This window comes from Butyrivibrio sp. INlla16 (genome assembly GCF_900104155.1).
Lineage (GTDB): Bacteria > Bacillota > Clostridia > Lachnospirales > Lachnospiraceae > Butyrivibrio.
The window spans coordinates 50,227-71,302 of the sequence record NZ_FMYB01000009.1; the positions used below are offsets into that span (position 1 = coordinate 50,227).

19 protein-coding genes are annotated in these 21,076 nt (G+C 44.2%); 8 read left to right on the forward strand and 11 right to left on the reverse strand.

The window, feature by feature from the left end; translation table 11 throughout:
* Positions 1-29: 29 nt before the first annotated feature.
* The gene (locus BLR42_RS06270) at positions 30-1,487 is read right to left on the reverse strand and encodes a B12-binding domain-containing radical SAM protein (protein WP_044928198.1); all 1,458 of its coding nucleotides are present in this window, start codon (positions 1,485-1,487) and stop codon (positions 30-32) included.
* A 198-nt stretch (positions 1,488-1,685) separates the two neighbouring features.
* Between BLR42_RS06270 and BLR42_RS06275 the strand changes: the two genes are divergently transcribed.
* From BLR42_RS06275 to BLR42_RS06295, 6 genes are all read left to right on the forward strand, one after another.
* Positions 1,686-3,098 carry a GGDEF domain-containing protein gene (locus tag BLR42_RS06275; RefSeq protein WP_091867546.1) on the forward strand — a complete coding sequence of 471 codons (1,413 nt, stop codon included), beginning with the start codon at positions 1,686-1,688 and terminating at the stop codon, positions 3,096-3,098.
* A 141-nt stretch (positions 3,099-3,239) separates the two neighbouring features.
* Entirely contained in the window at positions 3,240-3,404 is a 165-nt protein-coding gene (locus BLR42_RS22630) for a hypothetical protein (protein WP_022761252.1), read from the forward strand.
* A 191-nt stretch (positions 3,405-3,595) separates the two neighbouring features.
* On the forward strand, positions 3,596-3,901 hold the full coding sequence (locus BLR42_RS06280) for a hypothetical protein (protein ID WP_091867548.1): 306 nt from the start codon (positions 3,596-3,598) through the stop codon (positions 3,899-3,901).
* Between the two features lie 8 nt (positions 3,902-3,909).
* On the forward strand, positions 3,910-5,088 hold the full coding sequence (locus tag BLR42_RS06285; RefSeq protein WP_242879235.1) for an ArnT family glycosyltransferase: 1,179 nt from the start codon (positions 3,910-3,912) through the stop codon (positions 5,086-5,088).
* Positions 5,089-5,136: 48 nt separating this feature from the next.
* The gene (locus BLR42_RS06290; RefSeq protein ID WP_049946131.1) at positions 5,137-6,009 is read left to right on the forward strand and encodes an Ltp family lipoprotein; all 873 of its coding nucleotides are present in this window, start codon (positions 5,137-5,139) and stop codon (positions 6,007-6,009) included.
* A 38-nt stretch (positions 6,010-6,047) separates the two neighbouring features.
* A complete protein-coding gene (locus tag BLR42_RS06295) occupies positions 6,048-6,620 on the forward strand; it encodes a TetR/AcrR family transcriptional regulator (protein WP_091867552.1) in 573 nt (190 codons plus the stop codon).
* A gap of 7 nt (positions 6,621-6,627) precedes the next feature.
* Here the strand turns inward: BLR42_RS06295 and BLR42_RS06300 are convergent, their stop codons facing one another.
* Positions 6,628-8,013: a condensation domain-containing protein gene (locus BLR42_RS06300; protein ID WP_091867554.1), complete on the reverse strand. Its 1,386-nt coding sequence runs from the start codon at positions 8,011-8,013 to the stop codon at positions 6,628-6,630.
* 173 nt (positions 8,014-8,186) lie between these two features.
* On the opposite strand from BLR42_RS06300, the gene BLR42_RS06305 reads away from it, so the two are divergent.
* Both BLR42_RS06305 and BLR42_RS06310 read left to right on the forward strand, forming a co-directional pair.
* Entirely contained in the window at positions 8,187-9,506 is a 1,320-nt protein-coding gene (locus tag BLR42_RS06305; protein WP_091867556.1) for an MFS transporter, read from the forward strand.
* 44 nt (positions 9,507-9,550) lie between these two features.
* The gene (locus tag BLR42_RS06310; RefSeq protein WP_091867558.1) at positions 9,551-12,166 is read left to right on the forward strand and encodes a glycoside hydrolase family 2 TIM barrel-domain containing protein; all 2,616 of its coding nucleotides are present in this window, start codon (positions 9,551-9,553) and stop codon (positions 12,164-12,166) included.
* On the opposite strand, the gene BLR42_RS06315 is transcribed toward BLR42_RS06310, so the two are convergent.
* From BLR42_RS06315 to BLR42_RS06355, 9 genes are all read right to left on the reverse strand, one after another.
* Entirely contained in the window at positions 12,138-12,785 is a 648-nt protein-coding gene (locus BLR42_RS06315; protein WP_091867560.1) for a 4'-phosphopantetheinyl transferase family protein, read from the reverse strand. The genes BLR42_RS06310 and BLR42_RS06315 overlap by 29 nt on opposite strands.
* Positions 12,782-13,885, reverse strand: a complete 1,104-nt coding sequence (locus BLR42_RS06320) for a putative glycoside hydrolase (protein ID WP_091867562.1) — start codon at positions 13,883-13,885, stop codon at positions 12,782-12,784. Before BLR42_RS06320 ends, BLR42_RS06315 begins: the two co-directional genes overlap by 4 nt.
* Before the next feature lies 1 nt (position 13,886).
* The gene (locus BLR42_RS06325) at positions 13,887-14,132 is read right to left on the reverse strand and encodes a TIGR03905 family TSCPD domain-containing protein (protein WP_026498163.1); all 246 of its coding nucleotides are present in this window, start codon (positions 14,130-14,132) and stop codon (positions 13,887-13,889) included.
* A 28-nt stretch (positions 14,133-14,160) separates the two neighbouring features.
* Entirely contained in the window at positions 14,161-14,976 is an 816-nt protein-coding gene (locus BLR42_RS06330) for a transporter substrate-binding domain-containing protein (protein ID WP_091867564.1), read from the reverse strand.
* Between the two features lie 45 nt (positions 14,977-15,021).
* Positions 15,022-15,759, reverse strand: coding sequence for an amino acid ABC transporter ATP-binding protein (locus tag BLR42_RS06335; protein WP_091867566.1), 738 nt, complete (start codon positions 15,757-15,759; stop codon positions 15,022-15,024).
* A gap of 12 nt (positions 15,760-15,771) precedes the next feature.
* The gene (locus BLR42_RS06340) at positions 15,772-16,446 is read right to left on the reverse strand and encodes an amino acid ABC transporter permease (RefSeq protein WP_022761241.1); all 675 of its coding nucleotides are present in this window, start codon (positions 16,444-16,446) and stop codon (positions 15,772-15,774) included.
* Positions 16,447-16,607: 161 nt separating this feature from the next.
* Positions 16,608-17,291 (reverse strand): L,D-transpeptidase, encoded by a 684-nt coding sequence (locus tag BLR42_RS06345; protein ID WP_091867569.1) that lies wholly within the window; start codon positions 17,289-17,291, stop codon positions 16,608-16,610.
* Positions 17,292-17,392: 101 nt separating this feature from the next.
* The gene (locus BLR42_RS06350) at positions 17,393-18,748 is read right to left on the reverse strand and encodes a glycoside hydrolase family 5 protein (protein WP_091867571.1); all 1,356 of its coding nucleotides are present in this window, start codon (positions 18,746-18,748) and stop codon (positions 17,393-17,395) included.
* Positions 18,749-18,900: 152 nt separating this feature from the next.
* Positions 18,901-21,069, reverse strand: coding sequence for a glycoside hydrolase family 3 C-terminal domain-containing protein (locus BLR42_RS06355; RefSeq protein ID WP_091867573.1), 2,169 nt, complete (start codon positions 21,067-21,069; stop codon positions 18,901-18,903).
* Between the last annotated feature and the right edge of the window lie 7 nt (positions 21,070-21,076).

Consider the following 21,076-nt stretch of genomic DNA (forward strand, 5'->3'; position numbering starts at 1 on the left):
TCTTTCCCCCTTCTTCATAAGATTTATTTTCAAGAAACCACTAATTTTTTATTATCCGAATTCGACATAACCGATGTCTGCGACACCTGTTTTAAATACGGCAGCTCCTTCTTCATGTCACTCCTTACGCTCCAGTGCCAGAAGAACTCACCGATAAAAAGTATTTTATGAACAAAATCCTCAAATAATATCGCCTGTAACAGCCTTTTAGGAGAATATATCCTTCTGCTGGCATCGATATTTTCAAGCTGAAGCTCGTACGGAGTCATGTTCTTTGGTCTGTGTACTGCATTTCCGTTGTACTTATCCCACCTTGTATGAAGAAGCTTGTCTTTATTCTTCTCATAGACCGGAGTGCCCGGCACAAAGTACATGCACTGGATAAGGACGCCCTGGATATGATTTTTTATAACAAAATCCGCAAGCTCCTTGCCGCAGCCGACCTTCTGATTATCAGATCCCAGAATAAAAAGTCCTCTGACACTCATTCCATGTCTCTGAATATTCCTGATCGACTCCTCTATCTCGGTCTTGGTCGACTTCTTGTGATATGTCTTGAAGGAATCGTCGTCTATGAACTCAATTCCCATATCGAGCTCGAAAAAACCCGCTTTCTTTAGAAGTTCAAGCATCTCGTCGTCAAATCCGACCTCGTACCTCGCCTGTATGTTGAAGCGGTATTTTATTCCGCTGTCGATTATCTTGTTTAAAACAGCTATCGCCCATTCTCTGTCAGCAAAGAAATTGTCATCCGTAATCCACAGATCCTTTAAAAGTCTGAGCTTTCCCTTGTGAAAGAAGTCGATCGAGTATTTGATGTCCTCTACGACATTTTCCGGGGATCTTTTCCTGACGCAATGGCCAAAGTGTCTCACAAGAGCGCAGTAATCGCAGTTGTGCGGGCAGCCCCTTGAGGCATGAACCTGAGGCCAGATGGTCATGTGCCCCACCATCTTCCTGTAATTGTGAATGAGATCCCTGTCGGGGATAAGATCAAGATCAGTCGGAGGCTCCGGCATACCCGTATTAACAAGCTCATCGCCGCGCAGATAGGCATATCCCTTACCTGATGGCTCTTCTCCGCGCTCGATTGCCCGTATCAGAGGCATTATTGTCTCATCGCCCTCTCCCAGCATCACATAATCGCAGTGTTGTATTGCCTCCTCATAATTCATCGAGGCATGAAGGCCTCCTAGCACAACCTTTGCGGAGGAATTTTTCCTGAAAAAATCGGCAAGTTCATAGCCCCTTACCGCAGCAAAGGTAAATATGCCCAAAAAGATAATGTCTGCATCAAGCACATCATCATATTTAATCTTCGAAATTGATTCACTGTACATATATGTATCCGGAATCTCTTTCTTTACTATTGTTGCAAGCGTGTTAAGCCCGACGGAAGGAGTCCTTATATACCTATCGTAAACAAAATAGTTTAGAATGGTCTTTTTATAAGGCCTGTTCCCCGGTTCTATAAATCGTATTTTCATCCCAATGATTTTCCTCTCAATTCCTATACAGTAAATAGTAAGCAAAACAACCGCTTTGGTCAAACATATTATCAGTATCTGTAAAAAACCTATAAATAACCTCTTATTTCTTTATTAAGAAATGCCTATCCTTTAACATTTTTCCGTCAAAATTGGATAAAATATTATTGATACTGTGACCTTTTGGGTGATGATGCCATGAATACAATGCAGAGACCATTGAAGCGCAGCATCATTCTCTTCATGCTGGGCTTTCTCACAACGCTGTGCATATTGTTCAGCGTAATTACACACAGAACCTTCACGGCGGCAATCTATCGCTCTTATAACAAGCGAATGATTGACATTGTTAACTATGTCTACAGCAATATAGACATAGAGGATCTGTCCACCTGCGTTGAAACAGGTGTCGAATCCGAGAAATTCATCAAGCTTATCACCTTTATGGATTCCATAATGGAGGATTTTGATATTCATTACCTCTATATAGTTAAGCCGATGCTGGACAGCGACAGAAAGGGCATGATGAATATCATCTCCGCAGATACCGCAGAGGGAAGGGCAACCGATCCCGACGGCTACTACCTGGGTTATATTCTTTATGATGTTTACGAAGAAAAGGATCTTTATGTATATCAGGATGCACTTGATAAAAACACCATATCCTTCTGTAAAAATTTCACTACCTGGGGATATGACTACACTATTTCCAAGCCTTTGATCAACAGCAGCGGCGAACATTTCGCACTTTTGTGTGTGGATATCGAGGTGGAAGATGTGCAGCTCGCTATCAGAACATATACGGTACTCTGTATTATCCTTATTCTCATACTTGGTATAGCATTCTCAATTCTTTTCATAATATGGGCAAATAGCAGCATCACAGAACCCATCGGACGTCTGGAAAAAAGTGTCTCGGCCTTTGCCAAGAGCAGTCATTCCCAGACGGATCCCAACCTATTGATATATAACGATCCACATATCCATTCAAAGAATGAGGTTGAATCTCTGTCTGAAGCCATAGGCCAGATGACAGAGGACATGCGCACCTATGCAAGCAATATTCTTGAAGCCCAGGTTCAGGTTGAGGACATGAAAAACCAGGTAAACTATATGGATACCGTAGCCTATCAGGATGCCCTTACCCACGTTAAGAACAAGGCCTGGTATGACAATGTTGCCATGCGTGTAGATCAGGACATAGACTCAGGAACCGCAGAGTTCGGAATTCTGATGGTTGACCTTAATAACCTGAAAAAAATCAACGATACCTATGGTCATGCGCACGGAAATGACTATATTTTCGGTGCCTGCCACAAGCTCTGCATTGTTTATGAACACTCGCCCGTATTCAGAATCGGCGGCGATGAATTCGTTGTTCTTCTGGAAAAAAGTGATTATGAAAACAGAGACAGTCTCCTTTCCCAGATCAAGGAAGTTTTTGCCGACACCGCAGTAGATGAGCACCGAAGCCCGTGGCGACGCTATTCTGCCGCTATAGGTATGGCCATATATGATAAAAATACCGACCGGTGTATAAATGATGTATTTAAACGCGCGGATAGTATTATGTATCAGGATAAAGTAGCTTCAAAAGCCGCCAGAGAGTGATTTTTAGGGCCTCCTCCAGCCCTCTGAAAATATTTTTCAACTTTTTTCGTGAAAAATGCAAAAAATTTTCGCATAAAAACACAAAACGTTGTATAATATAGACAGATATTCAAATATTCTGTGAGGAGGATTTTGAAGGTTATGAATAGAGCAAGAATGCAGATTCTTTGGACATGTCTGTGTCTGATTCTGACGATCACATTCTTCGTTGGAGGAAATGCCATTATAGGCGGTGCCTGGCTGATGGTATTCTTCATTCAGGTTGGAATGACCGTAATAACCATACAAAACCTGAAAATGGAATGACAACTGAATACAAAACTGAATACAGTTCATACGATAGAAAAGAGAGGCTTTTAAGTCTCTCTTTTCGTTTGCGGATATTTTTGGCTAATTATAATAATGCAAAATACTCTCCGAAAGAATATAATATCTCTAAGAAAATCGGTGGATTATACCACTGCATTTTGTGGTTTTTTATGGGGAGATAATTATATATGGGGAAAAAAGTTGAAACGGGGTTGTTACTAACTGTTCTTTCAGGTGCTACGCTCCTGATTGTCTATATGTTATTTCATAATCTCGGTGCAGGATATCTGATTTCAACCGACGAAGCCTACCATGCGACAAACGCATATGAAATGTACAAACAGAGCAACTGGATTGTAAACACTTACAAGTATGCTGCGGACTATTTTAATTCCAAGCCTCCGCTCTGCCTTGATATGATGGCTATATGCTATAAGCTTCTCGGTGTGTGCAATTTTCGGCGCGCTTTCCATCTGCAGTTGGCGGTCTTTTAACGCTGCTTGTGGTCATCCTGTTTTTGATCAGAAGAGATAATCTCTATTCAGCGGTTCTGTTTCCGTTTATATTTGCGGCATGTACACCCTTTTTTACATTTCACATGTACAGAGCGGCGGAGATGGATTCCTTCTTTAATCTCTTTTTCGTGATTGCCATGATATCGCTCTACGAAATCATGTATAACCCACGTTTCATGTACTTATACGGCATCTCCCTGGGCCTCGCCTTCATGTGCAAGGGACCTCATGCTGCTCTTATCTTCATGATCGGGCTGTTATACATTCCGAGGATTCGAGAAGCCTTCAAAAAGCGGTCAAGAGTGGTTATATCCGCTTTTCTTGCTGCTCTTCTTCCGGTCGCATGGATGGTCAAGCGCTCGATGTTTGATGGAATGCAGTTCATAGATACTCTTATGTTCGGCGAGACAGTCGACAGAGTAAGCACATCCGACGAGAACTTTTCAAAACCCATCATCGATTTCATCGGATCGAATGTGATGCAGCTTTTCATCATCACAATGATTGTTGCAGCTGTGGCAATGGCCGTTATAAGGCTCCGTTCCGGCAACAGATCGATAACGGTTGTTACGATTTTTATTAAGGAAAACTATCTGCTCCTTGTATGGACAGTTCTCCCGGTCATGTTCTTTGCAATTTTGAAGAGCTACCTTGACTGGTATATATACACCTCCCTGCTTGCCCTGTGTATTTTGGTGGCAAGACTTGGGGGAATTGTTATAAAGCATCTTGTGAGGAAAAATCCCACAGTGGCAGTTATTACCACAGGCCTCATCGTGGCTGCTTCATTTTTCTTTATCGTTCCCTGCATTAAGAACGATATCAATCTTGCGGGAACGGGCGGGCATCCGGTCGATGAATTCACGCAGGATATGCTTAATTTTGCCGCCCAGTACGGGGATGAATATGCGGGAAGAAACGTATATCTTCTCTCTGATTTCAGACAGTACTCGAAGCAAGGGCACTGGGAATGCGAATATGTCGCGCCCGCCGAAATGTACTGTGATTTCGTTGCTGTAGACGGAACATTGGACAATTTCCTTAGTGATGACGGTTCACTTATCATTGTTGACAAGGATCTTTGGGATAAATACTCATCTGATCTTACCGGACACGTTATTTTACAGGACAATTCATATCTTATCTTCAGTACGGATATGTATTAGAATATAAACTGATTTTTTCAGTCAAGTTTAGAGAGGAATTATATTTTTATGGAAAACAAATCATTTGGGGGATATCAAACCTACGGTAACAGCGCCTATCAGGCTGCACCGGGTGCAACAACTTATCAAAACAACGGCAGTTCTGCAATGCAGAAACAGCCACAAGAGATGGGAATGGTCGGAAGTGTTCCATTTCCTGTGGATAAGTCCATTCCAGGCTTTGAAATAAATGAAAACACCGTACTTAGTCCTTATGACGAAGATATGTTTGCGGAAGAAACAAAGAGCAAAAAGCCGATTTATCTGGCCATCGCCTGCTCTGTAGCAGCACTTGCTCTCGTAGGCATCTGTGGATTTTCCATTTTTAATTTTAGCTCTAACCGCACTGTTACTCCGGCGGAGCCCGTTGCCGTTACTACGCAGATTGTAGCCAAGGATGTCAAGGATATGACTCAGGGCGAGAAGCAGGCCATAAGACAGGCTCAGGATCTACTTACTTCCGTTCCTTACTCCAGAGAACATCTCATTGAGGAGCTTCAGGATAAATATTATGGCTTTTCTGAGGAGGAAGCCACAGTTGCCGTTGATTATCTTGAGGCCGAGGGACTTGTCGACTGGAACGATGAAGCAATCAGATGGGCAGAAATACTGCTTGATGGTGCTGCTTATTCCAAAGATGGACTAATGGAAGACCTTTCTGAAGGTTATATGGCTTTCACTAAAGAACAGGCCGAATACGCAATGAACTACATCGAAACCAACAAGAAAGCCGACTGGTATGCAGAGGCAAAAGAAGAAGCCGAGCTCTATGTAGGGTTATTTGACGATGTTACCCATGACGATCTTGTTAAATTCCTTGTGGACGGTTACTCTTTCACCCAGAAACAGGCTGAATACGCGGCAAAGAGCGTAGGATACTAAACCGCCAGATATCTGTAATGCAGCTACCGGAGGATAACATGAACGAATCGGATGAACGATACAACACCGTTGAAGATGCTATAATTGATTCCTTTTTTCTTCTGATAAAGGAGAAGGATCTGGAAAAAATAACGGTAGCTGACGTAATTCAGAAGGCAGGGATCGTACGCAGCACCTTCTATAATCACTATGAGAATATTCCTGCCCTTGTGACCGCTGCAGAGGACAAGACCTTAGATGATATTTTTCGCATGATGGAAAGCTTTCATCCCGAGAACGATCACGATATGTGCAAATCTTATTTCCTTGCGATCTGTAATTACACAAAAAACAATCCGTTTCTTGCTAATCTCTTAGAGAGCGCTCGCGGTGACACATTTTTTGAAAAAGCCATGCATATGTTCCATCGTTACGTAACAAGCGTTACCGATGAAACTCATTCAGAGAGCGCGTCCAGGGACAATTTTTCCTATCTTATCGCGGGTACAATCGGCATTACCATCGGTATATTACATAAATGGATAGCGGAGGATTTTGCATCCCCCGCTGAAAATATCGCTGATATTATGACCAAAATGTTCCTTGGCGGTGTTTTACCATATCTGAAATAATTTGTATTTATACTGCCGCCATTATCTCTCCCACTGACATATCGGGATTTTCCACACCTTTGAACAGTATGCGCATCAGATAGTAGTTCAGAAGCTCCACGTCTTTTTCCGTGAGGTCCGCTGTCTGATAGTGGTATGAAAAATTAAGACCTCCGTCCGCCGTATGTGATACCGTGAGATACAATTTTTTGGTGGCTGCGCCGTTTGCAAACCACTTCGTATGCATCGGGATATCCTTTAAAAGCGGATTATTAAGCTTTACCGGCATGGGCTGATAGGTTAGAAAGCAACTCTCGTAGGTAGTATGTGCAGGCGTGTGATAGCGCTTTTTTATCTCCTTTTTTATTAGCTCCGGATCATAGCTGTTGAACATATACACCTTGTTCTGCATGTTCTGCACTTCATCCGCTGCCGCCGTGAATTTCGTATCGCCGGATATCACGGTTCTGCAGGGGAACATGATGGTTCTGCTTCCGCCTGACATCCAGTCGTTTCTGGATAGTCTTCTGGCAATGAAATTTTCTACGGTTATATCTTCCTGCCCTCCATTTTGCTTGGAAAGGTAGGTTCTAAGCCCCAAAAGAAGCAAATTGGTTATGGTCAGGTTATGCCCTTCGCAGAAGTCAAACAGCTCCTTTGTGGGATTAGCGTCAAGCTTGTAGTCCTTAACTGCAACAAACAGCTGCTTTCTTTCAATATCAGCCGCTCTTAAATTCGGGTTTTTGTGCTTCTTTCTTGCTTTTTCGAGAACCGCTCCGCCCTGTATATCAGAGTATAAGGGCTCTCCCCATTTATCCAGCATACTCCCCCAAAACTGTTTTGCTCTCTCTACTCTCTTTTCATTGGATGCCTTTGTCAGATCCCTCTGCAGGGCTTCCTCATAGTCCACCAGGTTAGCAGGGAACTCTGTACCGAACTTATAATGAGTATAGAGCGCCATAATGTCTCCGGTCATGACGAATATTCCGCAGGAATCGATGAGCCTGTGATCCATATGTACAAAGAAGCCGTTGTAACCCTCGGGAAGTTTTGTCAAAAACACTTCGCACATTGGGATATCATCGCCGTCAAAGGTCTTGTATGCCCATTCCTGCATTACGGCATCCGCCTCCTCCATTGTCAAATCAGACAAATCCCTAAGCGGTATGTCTCTGTCATCCTTTTCTATCAGATACTGCTTAACATCCCCGTTTTTATCCGCCTTGGTAAATCTGATTCGCATACAACCGTATCTCTCCATTTCCAGACGGATGCATTTTTTCAGAAGATCAAAATCAATCTCCACCTTGAGTGATGCAATAAAGCTGAGCCCCGATACCTGCTGTGTCCCATATTCCTTTATCCATCGGTAATGCATGTTCTGTGCTGCTGTCAGCGGATATTTCTTAGTCATAACGTCCCTCCTCATACCTCATTTATGAGAGAAAAGTTATCACAATCCTCCTCGCCATTCCATACCCTCCCCGACTTAACAAACACTTCTCATCAAAATGACCGATATCTTCCATCCATTCGGATAGGATGATATTATAGGAGATAAGAATAGTTTTAGGGGGAATAGTTAAAATGAAGCTCAATTATAAGCGGACAATACTTATCGGATTTGCTTTTATGTCCATCTGCGCCTTCTGGCAGTTTTATGACAATGAAATCCCAAAGATACTAACCTATCATTTCGGGCTCGGCGAGACCCTTACGGGCACTATTATGGCCTTTGACAATGTTCTGGCACTATTCCTTTTACCCATGTTCGGAACACTCTCCGACAAGGCTAATACCAGACTGGGTAAGCGCATGCCATTTATTCTTATCGGAACCGTCCTGTCTGTAATTTTATTCCTTTCTCTCATATATATTGCTCATGTCAGTACTAATCTTCAGCTTTTTATCTTTATACTGCTTTTGCTCCTGGTTGCTATGGGCATTTACAGATCTCCGGCCGTATCACTGATGCCTGAGCTGACCCCCGCCGTGCATCGAAGCGGAGCCAACGCCATCATCAACCTTATGGGAACCCTTGGCGCAGTATATACACTTATAATGATCAAGGTTTTCCTTAAATCCGCTGCAGTCGAAGCAGAAACAAATTACACCCCTCTGGCCATAGCAATTGCGGCCTTTATGGTGATTACAGTTGCTATTCTTTTCTTTACGATTCCCGAAAAAAAGCTCATGTCCGAGGTCCGTGAGGGTGTTGAGAACTTTGACGGAGATGACGTGCGTGAATTGACAGGAAAAGATGAGGATGAAGCCTATCAGAACGCAGGAAAACTTTCCCAAGACGTATTCAGAAGCCTTACCTTGTTGCTCTGCTCCGTATTTTTGTGGTTTACAGCCTACAATGCGGTAACTACTGCTTTTTCCAGATACGTAACAGAAGTATGGGGACTCCGCAACGGAGCCTACGCTGACTGTCTGATGATAGCAATGATAGCAGCTGTTCTTTCATATATTCCCGTGGGCTTTGTTTCTGCCAAACTTGGTAGAAAAAAGACAATACTCATAGGTATAACACTCATGAGCATCTGCTATCTGTCTGCAGCCTTGATGCCGCAGTATAACGCTTCTCTGAACTTCCTGTTCGCAATTATCGGGATAGGCTGGGCCGCGATAAATGTTAACTCCTACCCCATGGTCGTGGGCATGGGCGAGAGCCGCGTCATTGGCAAATACACCGGTCTGTACTATACCTTTTCCATGGCAGCCCAGGTATTTACCCCGATTTTTTCCGGCTTTTTGCTTGAGCACGTGTCCTACAGGACCCTGTTCCCCTATGCATTCGTCTTCTCCTGCCTGTCCTTTATTACCATGCTCTTCGTTAAACACGGAGATGTAAAGCCCACAGCCAAGAAGAATGTGCTGGAACACTTTGATGTCGACAACTGATTACCAATATTTCTGAAAGGATTTTCTGATAACAGGTTACTACTATGAAGAGACTATTTAATCAAAACTGGAAATTCCTGAAAACTCCCGCAGGCACTACCTTTGATGAGGCTCATAAGTGCCTGGGCGATTTTAATAATGTGGAGATTCCTCACGACTGGATGATAGAGGACGCTCAAAATCTGTATGCGGACGCAACCGGGTGGTATTTAAACCACTTTGAAGCTATGGACGGACGGCGTCTCTTTTTCGTCTTTGACGGAATCTATATGGACAGTATTGTGTATATAAACGGGCATGAAGCCGGTGAATGGAAAAGCGGTTATTCCCAATTTGTTCTGGATGTAACGGACTACGTAGTTCCCGGCACCAATGAGATTCTTGTCGCTGCAAGATGCAAATATCCCAGTGCCAGATGGTACACAGGTGCCGGTATATACCGCAATGTCTGGCTCTGCGACTACAGTGATATTTTCATCCCGGAAAATGGCATATATGTACATTCAAGCAAAATAGGCGAAAGCTATCTTCTGGAGATTTCTACGGATATTTCCGGTCTTAAGGAATCCGATGAAAATGAGAATGTCTATGTCAGACACAGATTGTTTGACAACGATGGTAATGAAGTACCTATCATGCCCCAAATCAACAAAGATGAAGAAGTTCACACCTACAAACGCTTTATTGTAGATAATCCCAAGGAATGGAGCCCTTCCTCTCCTGTACTTTATGAACTCCTGGTAGAATTATACGCAGGCGTCGATGTGGATACATCAAATCAGCACACATATCCGATTCAGACAGAGAGCGTCAGAATCGGTTTTAGAAATATTCGTTTTGACAACAATAGGGGCCTTTTCATAAATGATGAACATATAAAACTAAACGGTGTCTGCCTGCATCACGACCTTGGTGCCCTTGGCGTCGCCTTTAACAAAGGTGCAATGAAAAGACGCCTTGTTCAGCTGCAGAAAATGGGCGTAAATGCCCTCCGTCTTACTCACAATGTCTATGATCCCGCCGTACTTGATATGGCTGATGAGATGGGCTTTTTAGTGCTCTCCGAGTCTATGGACATGTGGGAACGCTCAAAAACCGATTATGATTTTGCAAGATTTTTCCCCGACTGGTATAAAAAAGAGGTTGAAAGCTGGGTCAGACGCGACAGAAATCACACAAGCGTATTCATGTGGAGTATCGGAAATGAAATATATGACACCCATGTGGACAGCAGAGGTCTTGAGCTTACTATCATTCTCCGGGATGAGGTCAGAAAATACGATCCGCTAAGAAATGGTCTTGTTACCTCCGCTTCGAACTATATGGAATGGGAAAATGCGCAAAAATGCGCCCCGGAACTCGATGTTGTGGGATATAACTACCTGGAACGCTTATATAAAAAGCAGCATAAAGCCAACCCCGAATGGATAATCTTCGGAAGTGAGACTTCCTCCATCGTTCAGAGCCGCGGAATTTACCATTTCCCGCTCGATGAGCACCTAATTAAGGAATCTGACCTCCAGTGTTCCTCCCTGGGAAACAGCATTACCGAGTGGAGTGCTAAAAGCATGGAAGCCTGCGTCTGCGAGGACAGAGATATGGAGTTTTCTCTCGGACAGTTCCTCTGGACAGGCTATGACTACATCGGAGAGCCTACGCCCTATGAGACGAAAAACTCTTACTTTGGCCTGATAGATACCGCAGGCTTTTTCAAGGACGCCTATTATGTCTGGAAATCCGCATGGGTAAGCTGCAAGGACAATCCCTTCGTGCACATTTTCCCCTACTGGGATTTTAATGAAGGTCAGCGCATTGATGTGCGCGTAGTCAGCAATTTACCCTTTGTAGAGCTGTTCTTGAACGGAAAAAGTCTCGGCAAACAGGAACTAACCCACGCACCCGGGGCCGGAGATCATATTATCGCCGATTACAGTGTGATTTATGAAGAAGGCGAACTTCGCGCTGCCGCTTACGATGAAGAAGGAAAAATCATTGCCGAGACCGCAAGATGCTCTTTTAAGGATACCCATGCCCTTAATGTGACAACGGAAGATGTCGGTGATCTCATTTTTGCTGAAATAAGTGCAGTGGATGAAGACGGAAATCCTGTCGAAAACGCGCGTGACTACGTAAAGGTAACCGTAGAAAACGGGACTCTTGTAGGTTTTGATAACGGAGACAGCACCGATTACGACAGCTACAAAGCTGATACGAAAAGACTTTTTGCAGGAAAAGCACTCGTTATTGTAAAGAAAGAAAGTACTCTGGATGCGGAAGGCAGTTGTATAACAAACTCCGTTCCGAAGGTTGTGCCCTCTCTCCTTCCGGGAAGTGATATCAGAACTATAAAGCTTAAAGTCTGTGAGAAAACTTCCACAGATAACGGCATATATACACTGACTCCGGGCAATAAAAAAATCACCGTCTCTGCCGAAGTATTCCCCAAAGGAGCAGATGACAGCGATTTATGTTTTAGAATTCTTAGCAGAAATCGCGGCGAGACAACCATCGCAAAGGTTAGACAAGACGGCTGTAATGCGATAGTTGAAGCCCTTAGCGACGGCGAATTTGTTCTTCGATGTGAAGCGTCAAACGGTGCTAATGAAGTAAAGGTTATTTCAGAACTTGATTTTAAGTCAGTTCATTCTGATGAACAGTAAAAGGGAAGCGACCGGCACAACTCACCATAAACTCATCTCTAAGCGGGAAACTCTCAATATGGAAGCCTTCCATGAAGGAGTTATCCTCTCTCGGATCTAGGAAAAAGCCGCTTCCTATCGCCTTTAGAACTGCCTCTACAGAGGTCCAGGCCTTCGCCCAGCGAAGCTTCTCTTCGGGGCTTTGAGGCTCTTCGGCAGCTTTATCGCAGCCGGGATTCTCTTTTTCTCGCATACTGATAAGTTCATCGAAATATGCGACCGGAAGAACACGCTTAAGTACAGAAAGCGTGAGTCTTTCCGTGCTCTCAATATCAACTCCGACAGGCACTTTTGATACGGCCAGCACCACATAGCTGCGAGCATGTGACAAACTAAACTCCTTGGACTTATCACTCAAAAACGGCTTCCCGTGCTCCCCAAAGGACAATTGCTCATCTTTGGTCACTCCAAGGACCTTGGACAATATGTATCCGGCACCGAGTTCCTGCATTTTTACGCTCTCTACCTTAGCTCTGCGGGATTTTTCTGCATAATAGGGTGCAATACCTTGTACAATATTGTCTTCCCGGCCCTTCAGCCGTTCTGTATCCAGTATATAAATATCTACGCTGTCTTTCATTTAAACGCATCCCACTTATATTTGCATGAAGGATTCCATATGATCCATGAATAAACTCCGTTCTCATTAACAGCCTTAATCTGATCCTGTATCTCTTCTACTCCGTAATCTCTGTATTTTGACAGATAAGATGCCGTAAATCCCTGAAGCCAGGGGCGTACCGAAGCTTGCTGTCTTTTTCCAAGCGGATTGACCACTTTAAGCTCGGCATCGGAGTATTTCATGGCCGCATCCACGGTCTCATAGGGATGAAGATCGGGATAATCAAGCCCCATAGAACCCTCGTAGTAATGTGAAGGATAGATCATTGGCGAGAGATACTCGCAGTTCATGGAAAGCCAGGAGTATTCCTGCCCTACAATGTCTCTGTCAACCTTGGAGCCCATCGCTGTTCCGAATACATCAAGCGAAAGCGGTATCCCCTCCTTTTTGAGACTAAAATGAGCATCGCGGACGAATTTGTAGATAGCACGGCGTCTGCCGTAGCCGTTCATTCCAAGATCCTCTTCCTTTATCCCTGTGGGAAATCTCACATAGTCATACTGAACTTCATCAAATCCGGCCTTTTTACAGCCAAGAGCTACTTCGATGAGATAGTCCTTTACTTCTTCGTTCTCGGGATCCATCCAGGAAAATCCCTTGCTATCCTCATACAGTTCACCGGATGCTTTTTTCAAAACCCATTCCGGTTTTATATCATCGATTAGAGGATCCCTGAAGGCAACGCATCTTGCAATTGCATAGATTCCATGCTCATGAAGTGTGTTAATAAGTCCCGGCATATCTCCTACAAGAATATCCTTTGTCCCAAGAGAATCCACAAGTTCTGAATCCATGTCGAACACTATGTTGCCGTCATCATTTTTAACATCTATTACCACGGCGTTTATGGATGTCTCGTCTATATGAGTTATGATTTCATCCATCATATTCTTCGTGCCTGCAACAAAGGCACTCACGTATATTCCATGGATTTCACTTCCGATATTTTCATTATCCTCCTCTGCAGCCACATCAAAGCCGGTACCGCAAAGAAGGCTGGCGCACAGCGCGCCGCATAAAAACCTTCTGCTATTGTTTATCAGCTTCTTAAGTTTCATCTCAGCCTTCCTGCATTGCCTGCTCAATAGCGTAGGAAAGCTGGTCGGGACAGGATGTACTCTTCATTCCGCATCTGATGCCGCGAAGCTTGGCAATGGCATCCTCTGCCTTCATACCCTCCACAAGTCTTGATACACCCTGAAGATTACCGTTGCAGCCATTTGTGAAAGCTACATGCTTAATAATTCCACCCTCAACGTCAATATCAATCTGTGTGGAACAGGTTCCTTTTGTCTTGTAAATCATTTCTAAAACCCCTTTAATACTTTTTTACTTATTCTGCTGTTATATCAGCACCGAAATACTTCTCCGAAATCTCTTTCAGTTTTCCTTCTTCCCTGAGCTCCTTAATTGCCCCGTTAATCGCCTCACGAAGAGAATCGTTGTCAGAGCCCTTTGCAAGCGGAATCGCATACATTGTCACTTCCGGATCAACGGCAGCAACCTTAAGCTCTGTTGTTCCTGTTGTATTGAAATAATCCTGAGCAGAAGTATTGGCATTTATTGTAGCATCTACAGTGCCGTTAAGGACAAGTGTCATTGTCTCTCCGAGCGTATCCACATTTGAAACGGTTGCACCATGCTCTTTTCCCATAGCCTCATAGGTGGAACCTGCGGAATTCGCTGTTGTATGGCCGTTTAAATCGTCAAATGACGTGATAGTATCATTTGTTGCCAGAGTAACAACCACGGCGTGGTCGTAAGCATAAGGCTCGGTAAAGTCATAGGTTCCCTTGCGGTCGTCAGTGACATCAACTCCGTTAGCCATCATATCAAAAGTGCCGGTGGATACTCCGGTAAGGCCTCCATCAAAGGCAACCTCCTGGAAGTCCGCCTCTACTCCGAGTTTTTCGGCAATAGCAGCTGCTACTTCAACATCGAAACCGACCAGCTCATCTGTGGTCTCATCGTGGTAGGTAAAAGGCGCCCAGCAGCCTTCCGTAGCAACCGTGATTTTTCCTGCCGCCTTAATCTTTGCAAGGTGATCATCACCGGTACTTGTCTTTGCTCCTCCGGCTCCCTGTCCGCAACCTGCGACAAAAGTTGTAATCATCACTGCTGCAAGCACCATAGAAAGATTTTTCTTCATAATTTTCCTCCTGTTCTTGTTAAATATCAATAACCAATTCTGGTACTACCCTGTAATTCTCAGGAACTCTCTGGTCTTTTCCTCTCTCGGATTCACGAAGATATCCTTAGGACTCCCCTCCTCGACAATAACGCCGTCTGCCATAAAGACAACCTTGGATGAAACCTCCTTCGCAAAGCCGATCTCATGAGTCACAACTATCATTGTCATGCCGTCATCCGCTAGTTTTCGCATTACTTCCAGTACCTCTGCAGTAAGCTGGGGATCCAGTGCAGAAGTCGGCTCGTCAAAATATATTATGCTCGGATCCGTAGCCAGTGCTCTTGCAATTGCCACTCTCTGCTGCTGACCTCCGGAGAGCTGCGAGGGATATTTATCCACGTGTTCCAACATTCCGACTTTTTTTAGGACATCCAGAGCCTTTTCCTTTGCCTCTTTTTGCGGAATATGGCGTGCTGACGTAAGTCCCAGAGTGACGTTCTGAAGTACTGTCTTATTTGCAAACAGGCAATAGTTTTGAAAAACAAAGCCCGTATGCTTTCTGACAGCGGCCATTTCTGCTTTACTTACCTTTGAAAGGTCGTATGTAGTCCCATTAAATAACAGCTGTCCTTTATCTGCTTTTTCCAGAAAATTTATGCATCTAAGGAACGTGGTCTTACCTGAACCCGAAGCCCCGAGAACAGATACCACATCGCCCTTTTCAATCTTTATATCAATGCCCTTTAGCACATCTCCGGCGCCAAAGGTTTTATGTATGTTTCTAACCTCTAATAAAGCCATCTCTAACCCCTGCTATTTCCTTACGCCGTAGCTGCCAAGCGCAAGCTCTCCTCTCTTTTGCACATAGGTAAGCACGGTGCAAAACAGCAGATAAACTATGGCAACCTCAATGTACAACGGAAGATAATTATAGGACTGTCCCGCAATTTGCTTGGTCCTTGTAAACATCTCAACCACAGTTATGCTTGATGCAAGCGACGTATCCTTAACCATGCTGATAAGAGCATTAAACAGCGACGGAAAAGCCGTTCTGAACGCCTGGGGCAATATGATATGCCACATTATCTGCATATAGTTCATCCCCACGCAGTATCCTGCCTCAAGCTGCCCCGCAGGAACAGCCTCCATGGCGGCCCTTACTGTTTCTGCACTGTATGCACCTTCATTTATCGTAAAGACTATCACCGCCATAACAAACGGATTGGAATGAATTCCCAAAAGCGGAAGCCCGTAAAAAGCAACCATCAACTGGACGAGGAGCGGTGTTCCTCTGATAATCCAGATGTAAAATCGGCAAATCTGCCTTGCTACCGGAACCTGCGCGTATTGTACCATCGCAACAAGTACCGAGAGAATTGTTGATAGTATAAAGGCCAGAGCCGCCAGCGGTATTGTAACCTTTAAACCATATTCCAATATTTTGGGAAAAGAGCTGATGATAAGCCCCAATGTATTTTCGTCAAACATTATCCTTCTATATTTCCAATTTTATATTTTGTGCAATCTTTTTAGTTACAATATATTACGCACCATATTGTACATAAAGTCAATACCTTTTTATTATACAAAAAAACAGGCAAAATGTACGTCTACATCTTGCCTGTTCTACTAATTTGTTTTGATATCCATCAGTGAACAACCACCGGTGTTCCGACATTTACTCTGTCAAAAAGTGCTACTGCTGTATCATGCGGCAGGTTCACACATCCATGGGATCCGTTAGTCTTGTATATCTCGCCTCCGAAGGAGCTTCTCCAGGATGCATCGTGAAGACCTATGTGACAAGGATTAGGTGTGAACTGCATCCATCTGTCAACCCATACATTCCAGGTAGGTCCTACCAGATTCTTACCTGCAATATGAGACTGAATCGTATAGGTGCCTCTTGGTGTCCCGTTTCCACGATTAGGATTGCCGGATACTATAGGTGACTGAAGTGCAACCTGACCATTTTCATAATAGGTCATGCACTGTCCGTCTATATCAACATCCACATAGGTACTGTAGGGTAATCCGTTTACCGGTTCGTTCGCCGGTGCTGCTTGTTGTGCCGGTGCTGCCCCACCCGCAAGCGCTGCCTGATACTTTGCAGTATCCTCCTGTTGGTTCTGGGATCTTCCCTCTTTTACGCCATAAGTTATGTAATGATTGTAAAGAACGGCGGGATCATTTCCCAAGGCTGCCACTACATCAGGATACTTATTAGCATAAAAGTTCGCATCAAAGCCATCTGCCGATACACTGACCTTAGCTGTGAGAAATATCACGAACGTTAATGCTGCCAATGATAAACCAATTATTCTTCCACGCATTACTAATCCCCCTCAAGATAGAAACACGATATTATGTGAATAAATGTATTTTATCACATTAGCGCGAGAAAAACCGCTATTTTATGCTTTTTTTATAGAAATTACCTATATTCTTCAAATACTTTCATGAGTTCCGGATAAGGCGTTTCAAACGTTTTTCTGTCAATTATTCCGAAGTTTTCTCCGTCTCCGTTAAACTGACCGTTATCCCACCATACACAGGGAATATTCTTTGCTCTCGCCTTTTTCAGATAATAGCTGAGCCATTCTACTCTGTCTGCTTCGTTGTCCTTGTTCACAGCACCGAATTCACCGATTATAACCGGTACATTCTTGAAGAATATAATTCTCTCAATATCAGATAAAAGCTGGTCGAGATCACCATGATCGTTGTCATAGGTGGATCTTCCGGGGCTCTCAAGGGCGAAGGTATAAGGTGTGTACGCGTGAACCGAAACTGCTACGCAGTCGTCCTCGGGAAGCTCAATAGCTCTGAGACAATTACCCTGTGAGCTTGCTGCATATCCGGGGAACATAATAAGACGCTTTTCATTATTTCCGCCTGCAGCTCTTATAGCCTTATATCCTGCCATATTTACAGCATTTACGACTTCTCTTCCTTCCTTGTCACCGCCGTTCCATTCCACGTCGGTACCGACTTTTCTGGGCTCGTTCTGAAGCTCAAAAATAAGGTGCGTATCATAATCCTTGAATCTCTCGGAAACCTGTGTCCAGATTGAAGCGAGTTTCTCAGAAGCCGCATCCTGATTGTCATAGTAAGGATAGTTCCAATCCTCATGGTGAACATTAATTATGGCATATGCACCTCTGCCATATACGTAATCCACAACCTCCTGAACACGGTCCATCCATGCAGAATCGATATTGCCCTCTTCATCGATGTGATCCTTCCAGGTGATCGGAATTCTTACAGTGTTGAAACCAAGATCAAGAACTGCATCAATCAGCTCCTGTGTAGTCTCGGGATTACCCCAGCAGGTCTCCTGCTTTGACGGCGGATCGCTTATCTTAATATTTGAATCATGTGCATCAAGAGTATTACCGAGGTTCCATCCTATAGTCATGTCATTGACAATTTCCCATGCAGGTGTTGTAGCCACGCTGTCCTCCTCTGAATTTGCAGAGTCTTCCGCAGCTTCCTCTGAAGACGTATCTTCACTCGAAGCATCTTCTGAAGTCTCTTCCTCTGTTGTCTCCTCTGCCGAATCCGTATCTTCAGTTGTTTCTTCTGCGGCTTCTATTGCTTCATCTTTGCTTTCATCCAAAACTACTTCTGTAGATTCCGCAGTAGATTCTGCAACTTCTGCTGAATCTGCGGGTTTAATGGAGTCCTGCGCAACCGTTTGCGCACCATTGCCTTCGCCTGTTCCACTTCCGCAGCCTGCGGTGGATATCATAGTTACTGCAAGCAGCAACGCCATTACTTTTCTTTTCATTTTCTTTTCCCTTTCCACAAAATATTACTCTGACTAAAACAGCCAGAGTAATAAAGTATCCAAATATCAATATACGCCAATGTCTAGGAAAAGGGTACCATTTTCATGTTAAAAATGACATTATTCTGACATCAGGTGATTTTTATTATTTATCAAAGGCGGATGTCCTTTGAAACGCATTTATGGCCCGTAAGCTCAGCAGAACGTGCATCAGGCTGAGATACACCGGCAAATACCTTGAAGCTGTCTGAGAAAATCTTTCTGTTTCCTTCATCATCAACGGAGGTAAATGCTCTTGCGCTTATATGAACAGTAATCTCCTTCTCCTCGCCTGCGCCAAGGTGAACTCTCTTAAAGCCGCAGAGACAGGGATTCGGGATTGCTTTATCAAAACCTGTATCCTGAATGTAAACCTGTACAACATCCTCTGTTTCAACGCTTCCATTGTTAGCAACTGTTATTTTTAAATCAGCCCCGTAAAATTCAGAATTATCAGTTTTATTAAATGTGTATTTAGCATCTTCGGAACTTGTTGTAACTGCCTTATCACATAAGGTAACATCCATATCCTTCACGCTGCAGTCACCGTAGGTAAGTCCGTATCCGAAGGGATAGAGGACCTCGCCCTCAAAGTATCTGTAGGTGCGGTTTTTCATGGAATAATCCCTGAAATCCGGAAGATCTGCAGATGAATTGTAGAAGGTCACGGGAAGCTTTCCTGAAGGAGAAATCTCACCAAACAGTACCTGTGCTACTTCTACGCCGCCTCTGGCGCCGGGATACCAGGTCTGAAGCACTGCTCCTGCACGCTCCTCGGCTACAGAGAGATCAATCGCACTTCCTGACATGTTAACGACAATCGTAGGCTTGTTGCAATCAAGAACAGCCTTAAGAAGCTGTCTCTGTGAAAGAGGAAGATTCAAATCTATCTTGTCACCTGAAGCGAACTGATTACCTGTATCACCTTCTTCACCCTCAAGAGTCTCATCTAGTCCGACAACAGCAACTACTACGTCGGAATAATCTGCTACAGTCTTAGCCTCGGAAAGTCTGTCGGGCTTATTGGGATCCGCAAGTCCGCTTACATTCTCCTTCCAGAGATCACAGCCCTCTGAATACATAACACGTGTATTTTCTCCGACCATGTCCTGAATGCCCTCAAGAACTGTGATGTATCTTGAAGAAGTACCATGATAATTTCCGACAAGAGCAGATCTTGAATTTGCATTGGGTCCGATAACGCCGATGGTTCCGATTCCGTCCTTTTTAAGCGGCAGAATTCCGTCGTTCTTGAGAAGAACCATACTCTCAGCTGCAGCTCTCTTTGCAACCGAAAGATGCTCTTTACACTCAACCACCGTGTAAGGAATCTTGTCATACTCGGTCTCATCAAACATTCCGAGAAGATATCTTGCAGTGAAAAGTCTTTCACAGGATGCTGTTATAACGCTTTCATCCAGCATTCCTGCGCGGTATGCATTCATTACTTTCTGATAGGTACATCCGCAGTTAAGATCGCAGCCTGTCTCAAGGGCAAGCTTTACTGACTCCTCGGGTGCACCTGTCACCTTGTGATTTTCATGGAAATCTCTGACTGCCCAGCAATCGGATACATAATGACCTTCAAAGCCCCATTTTTTCCTGAGATAGCCGTTCATCAGCTCCTCATTGGCACAGCAGGGCTCATCGTTTGTTCTGTTGTATGCGCCCATAACAGCCTCAACACCGGCTTCCTTTACACATGCCTCAAAAGCCGGAAGATAGGTCTCCTCCAGGTCCTTCTTGGAGGCGATGGCATTGAAATGATGACGCTCTCCCTCAGGTCCCGAATGCACTGCAAAGTGCTTGGCACATGCAGCAGCCTTCATATATTCTCCGTCGCCCTGGATACCCTTTACAAAGGGCACAGCCAGTCTGCTTGTAAGATAAGGATCTTCTCCGTAGGTCTCATGACCTCTGCCCCATCTGGGATCACGGAAGATATTTACGTTGGGCGCCCAGAAAGTTAATCCCTTGTAAATGTCTCGGTCCTCTCTCTTGGACTGCTCATTATATTTCGCACGGCCCTCAATAGCAATAATCTCACCTATACACTGCATGAGTTCTTCGTCAAATGCAGCTGCAAGGCCGATTGCCTGCGGGAACATTGTTGCGGTACCCGCACGGGCTACTCCGTGGAGCGCCTCATTCCACCAGTTATATGCAGGTATCCCCAGCCTGTCTATAGCAGGGGCATCAAATTTGAGCTGTGAGGCCTTTTCCTCAACAGTCATCTTAGCTACAAGCTTTTTAGCTTTTTTTCTTGCCTCTTCTCTGTTCATCTCATCA

Bases quoted from the DNA above. Each gene is read 5' to 3' on its own strand.
- BLR42_RS06310 (WP_091867558.1), top strand. From the start codon at position 9,551: ATGAAGAGACTATTTAATCAAAACTGGAAATTCCTGAAAACTCCCGCA.
- BLR42_RS22630 (WP_022761252.1), top strand. From the start codon at position 3,240: ATGAATAGAGCAAGAATGCAGATTCTTTGGACATGTCTGTGTCTGATT.
- BLR42_RS06270 (WP_044928198.1), bottom strand. From the start codon at position 1,487: ATGAAAATACGATTTATAGAACCGGGGAACAGGCCTTATAAAAAGACC.
- BLR42_RS06290 (WP_049946131.1), top strand. From the start codon at position 5,137: ATGGAAAACAAATCATTTGGGGGATATCAAACCTACGGTAACAGCGCC.
- BLR42_RS06325 (WP_026498163.1), bottom strand. From the start codon at position 14,132: ATGATTTACAAGACAAAAGGAACCTGTTCCACACAGATTGATATTGAC.
- BLR42_RS06305 (WP_091867556.1), top strand. From the start codon at position 8,187: ATGAAGCTCAATTATAAGCGGACAATACTTATCGGATTTGCTTTTATG.
- BLR42_RS06300 (WP_091867554.1), bottom strand. From the start codon at position 8,013: ATGACTAAGAAATATCCGCTGACAGCAGCACAGAACATGCATTACCGA.
- BLR42_RS06295 (WP_091867552.1), top strand. From the start codon at position 6,048: ATGAACGAATCGGATGAACGATACAACACCGTTGAAGATGCTATAATT.
- BLR42_RS06280 (WP_091867548.1), top strand. From the start codon at position 3,596: ATGGGGAAAAAAGTTGAAACGGGGTTGTTACTAACTGTTCTTTCAGGT.
- BLR42_RS06350 (WP_091867571.1), bottom strand. From the start codon at position 18,748: ATGAAAAGAAAAGTAATGGCGTTGCTGCTTGCAGTAACTATGATATCC.
- BLR42_RS06275 (WP_091867546.1), top strand. From the start codon at position 1,686: ATGAATACAATGCAGAGACCATTGAAGCGCAGCATCATTCTCTTCATG.
- BLR42_RS06320 (WP_091867562.1), bottom strand. From the start codon at position 13,885: ATGAAACTTAAGAAGCTGATAAACAATAGCAGAAGGTTTTTATGCGGC.
- BLR42_RS06355 (WP_091867573.1), bottom strand. From the start codon at position 21,069: ATGAACAGAGAAGAGGCAAGAAAAAAAGCTAAAAAGCTTGTAGCTAAG.
- BLR42_RS06335 (WP_091867566.1), bottom strand. From the start codon at position 15,759: ATGGCTTTATTAGAGGTTAGAAACATACATAAAACCTTTGGCGCCGGA.
- BLR42_RS06340 (WP_022761241.1), bottom strand. From the start codon at position 16,446: ATGTTTGACGAAAATACATTGGGGCTTATCATCAGCTCTTTTCCCAAA.
- BLR42_RS06330 (WP_091867564.1), bottom strand. From the start codon at position 14,976: ATGAAGAAAAATCTTTCTATGGTGCTTGCAGCAGTGATGATTACAACT.
- BLR42_RS06315 (WP_091867560.1), bottom strand. From the start codon at position 12,785: ATGAAAGACAGCGTAGATATTTATATACTGGATACAGAACGGCTGAAG.
- BLR42_RS06345 (WP_091867569.1), bottom strand. From the start codon at position 17,291: ATGCGTGGAAGAATAATTGGTTTATCATTGGCAGCATTAACGTTCGTG.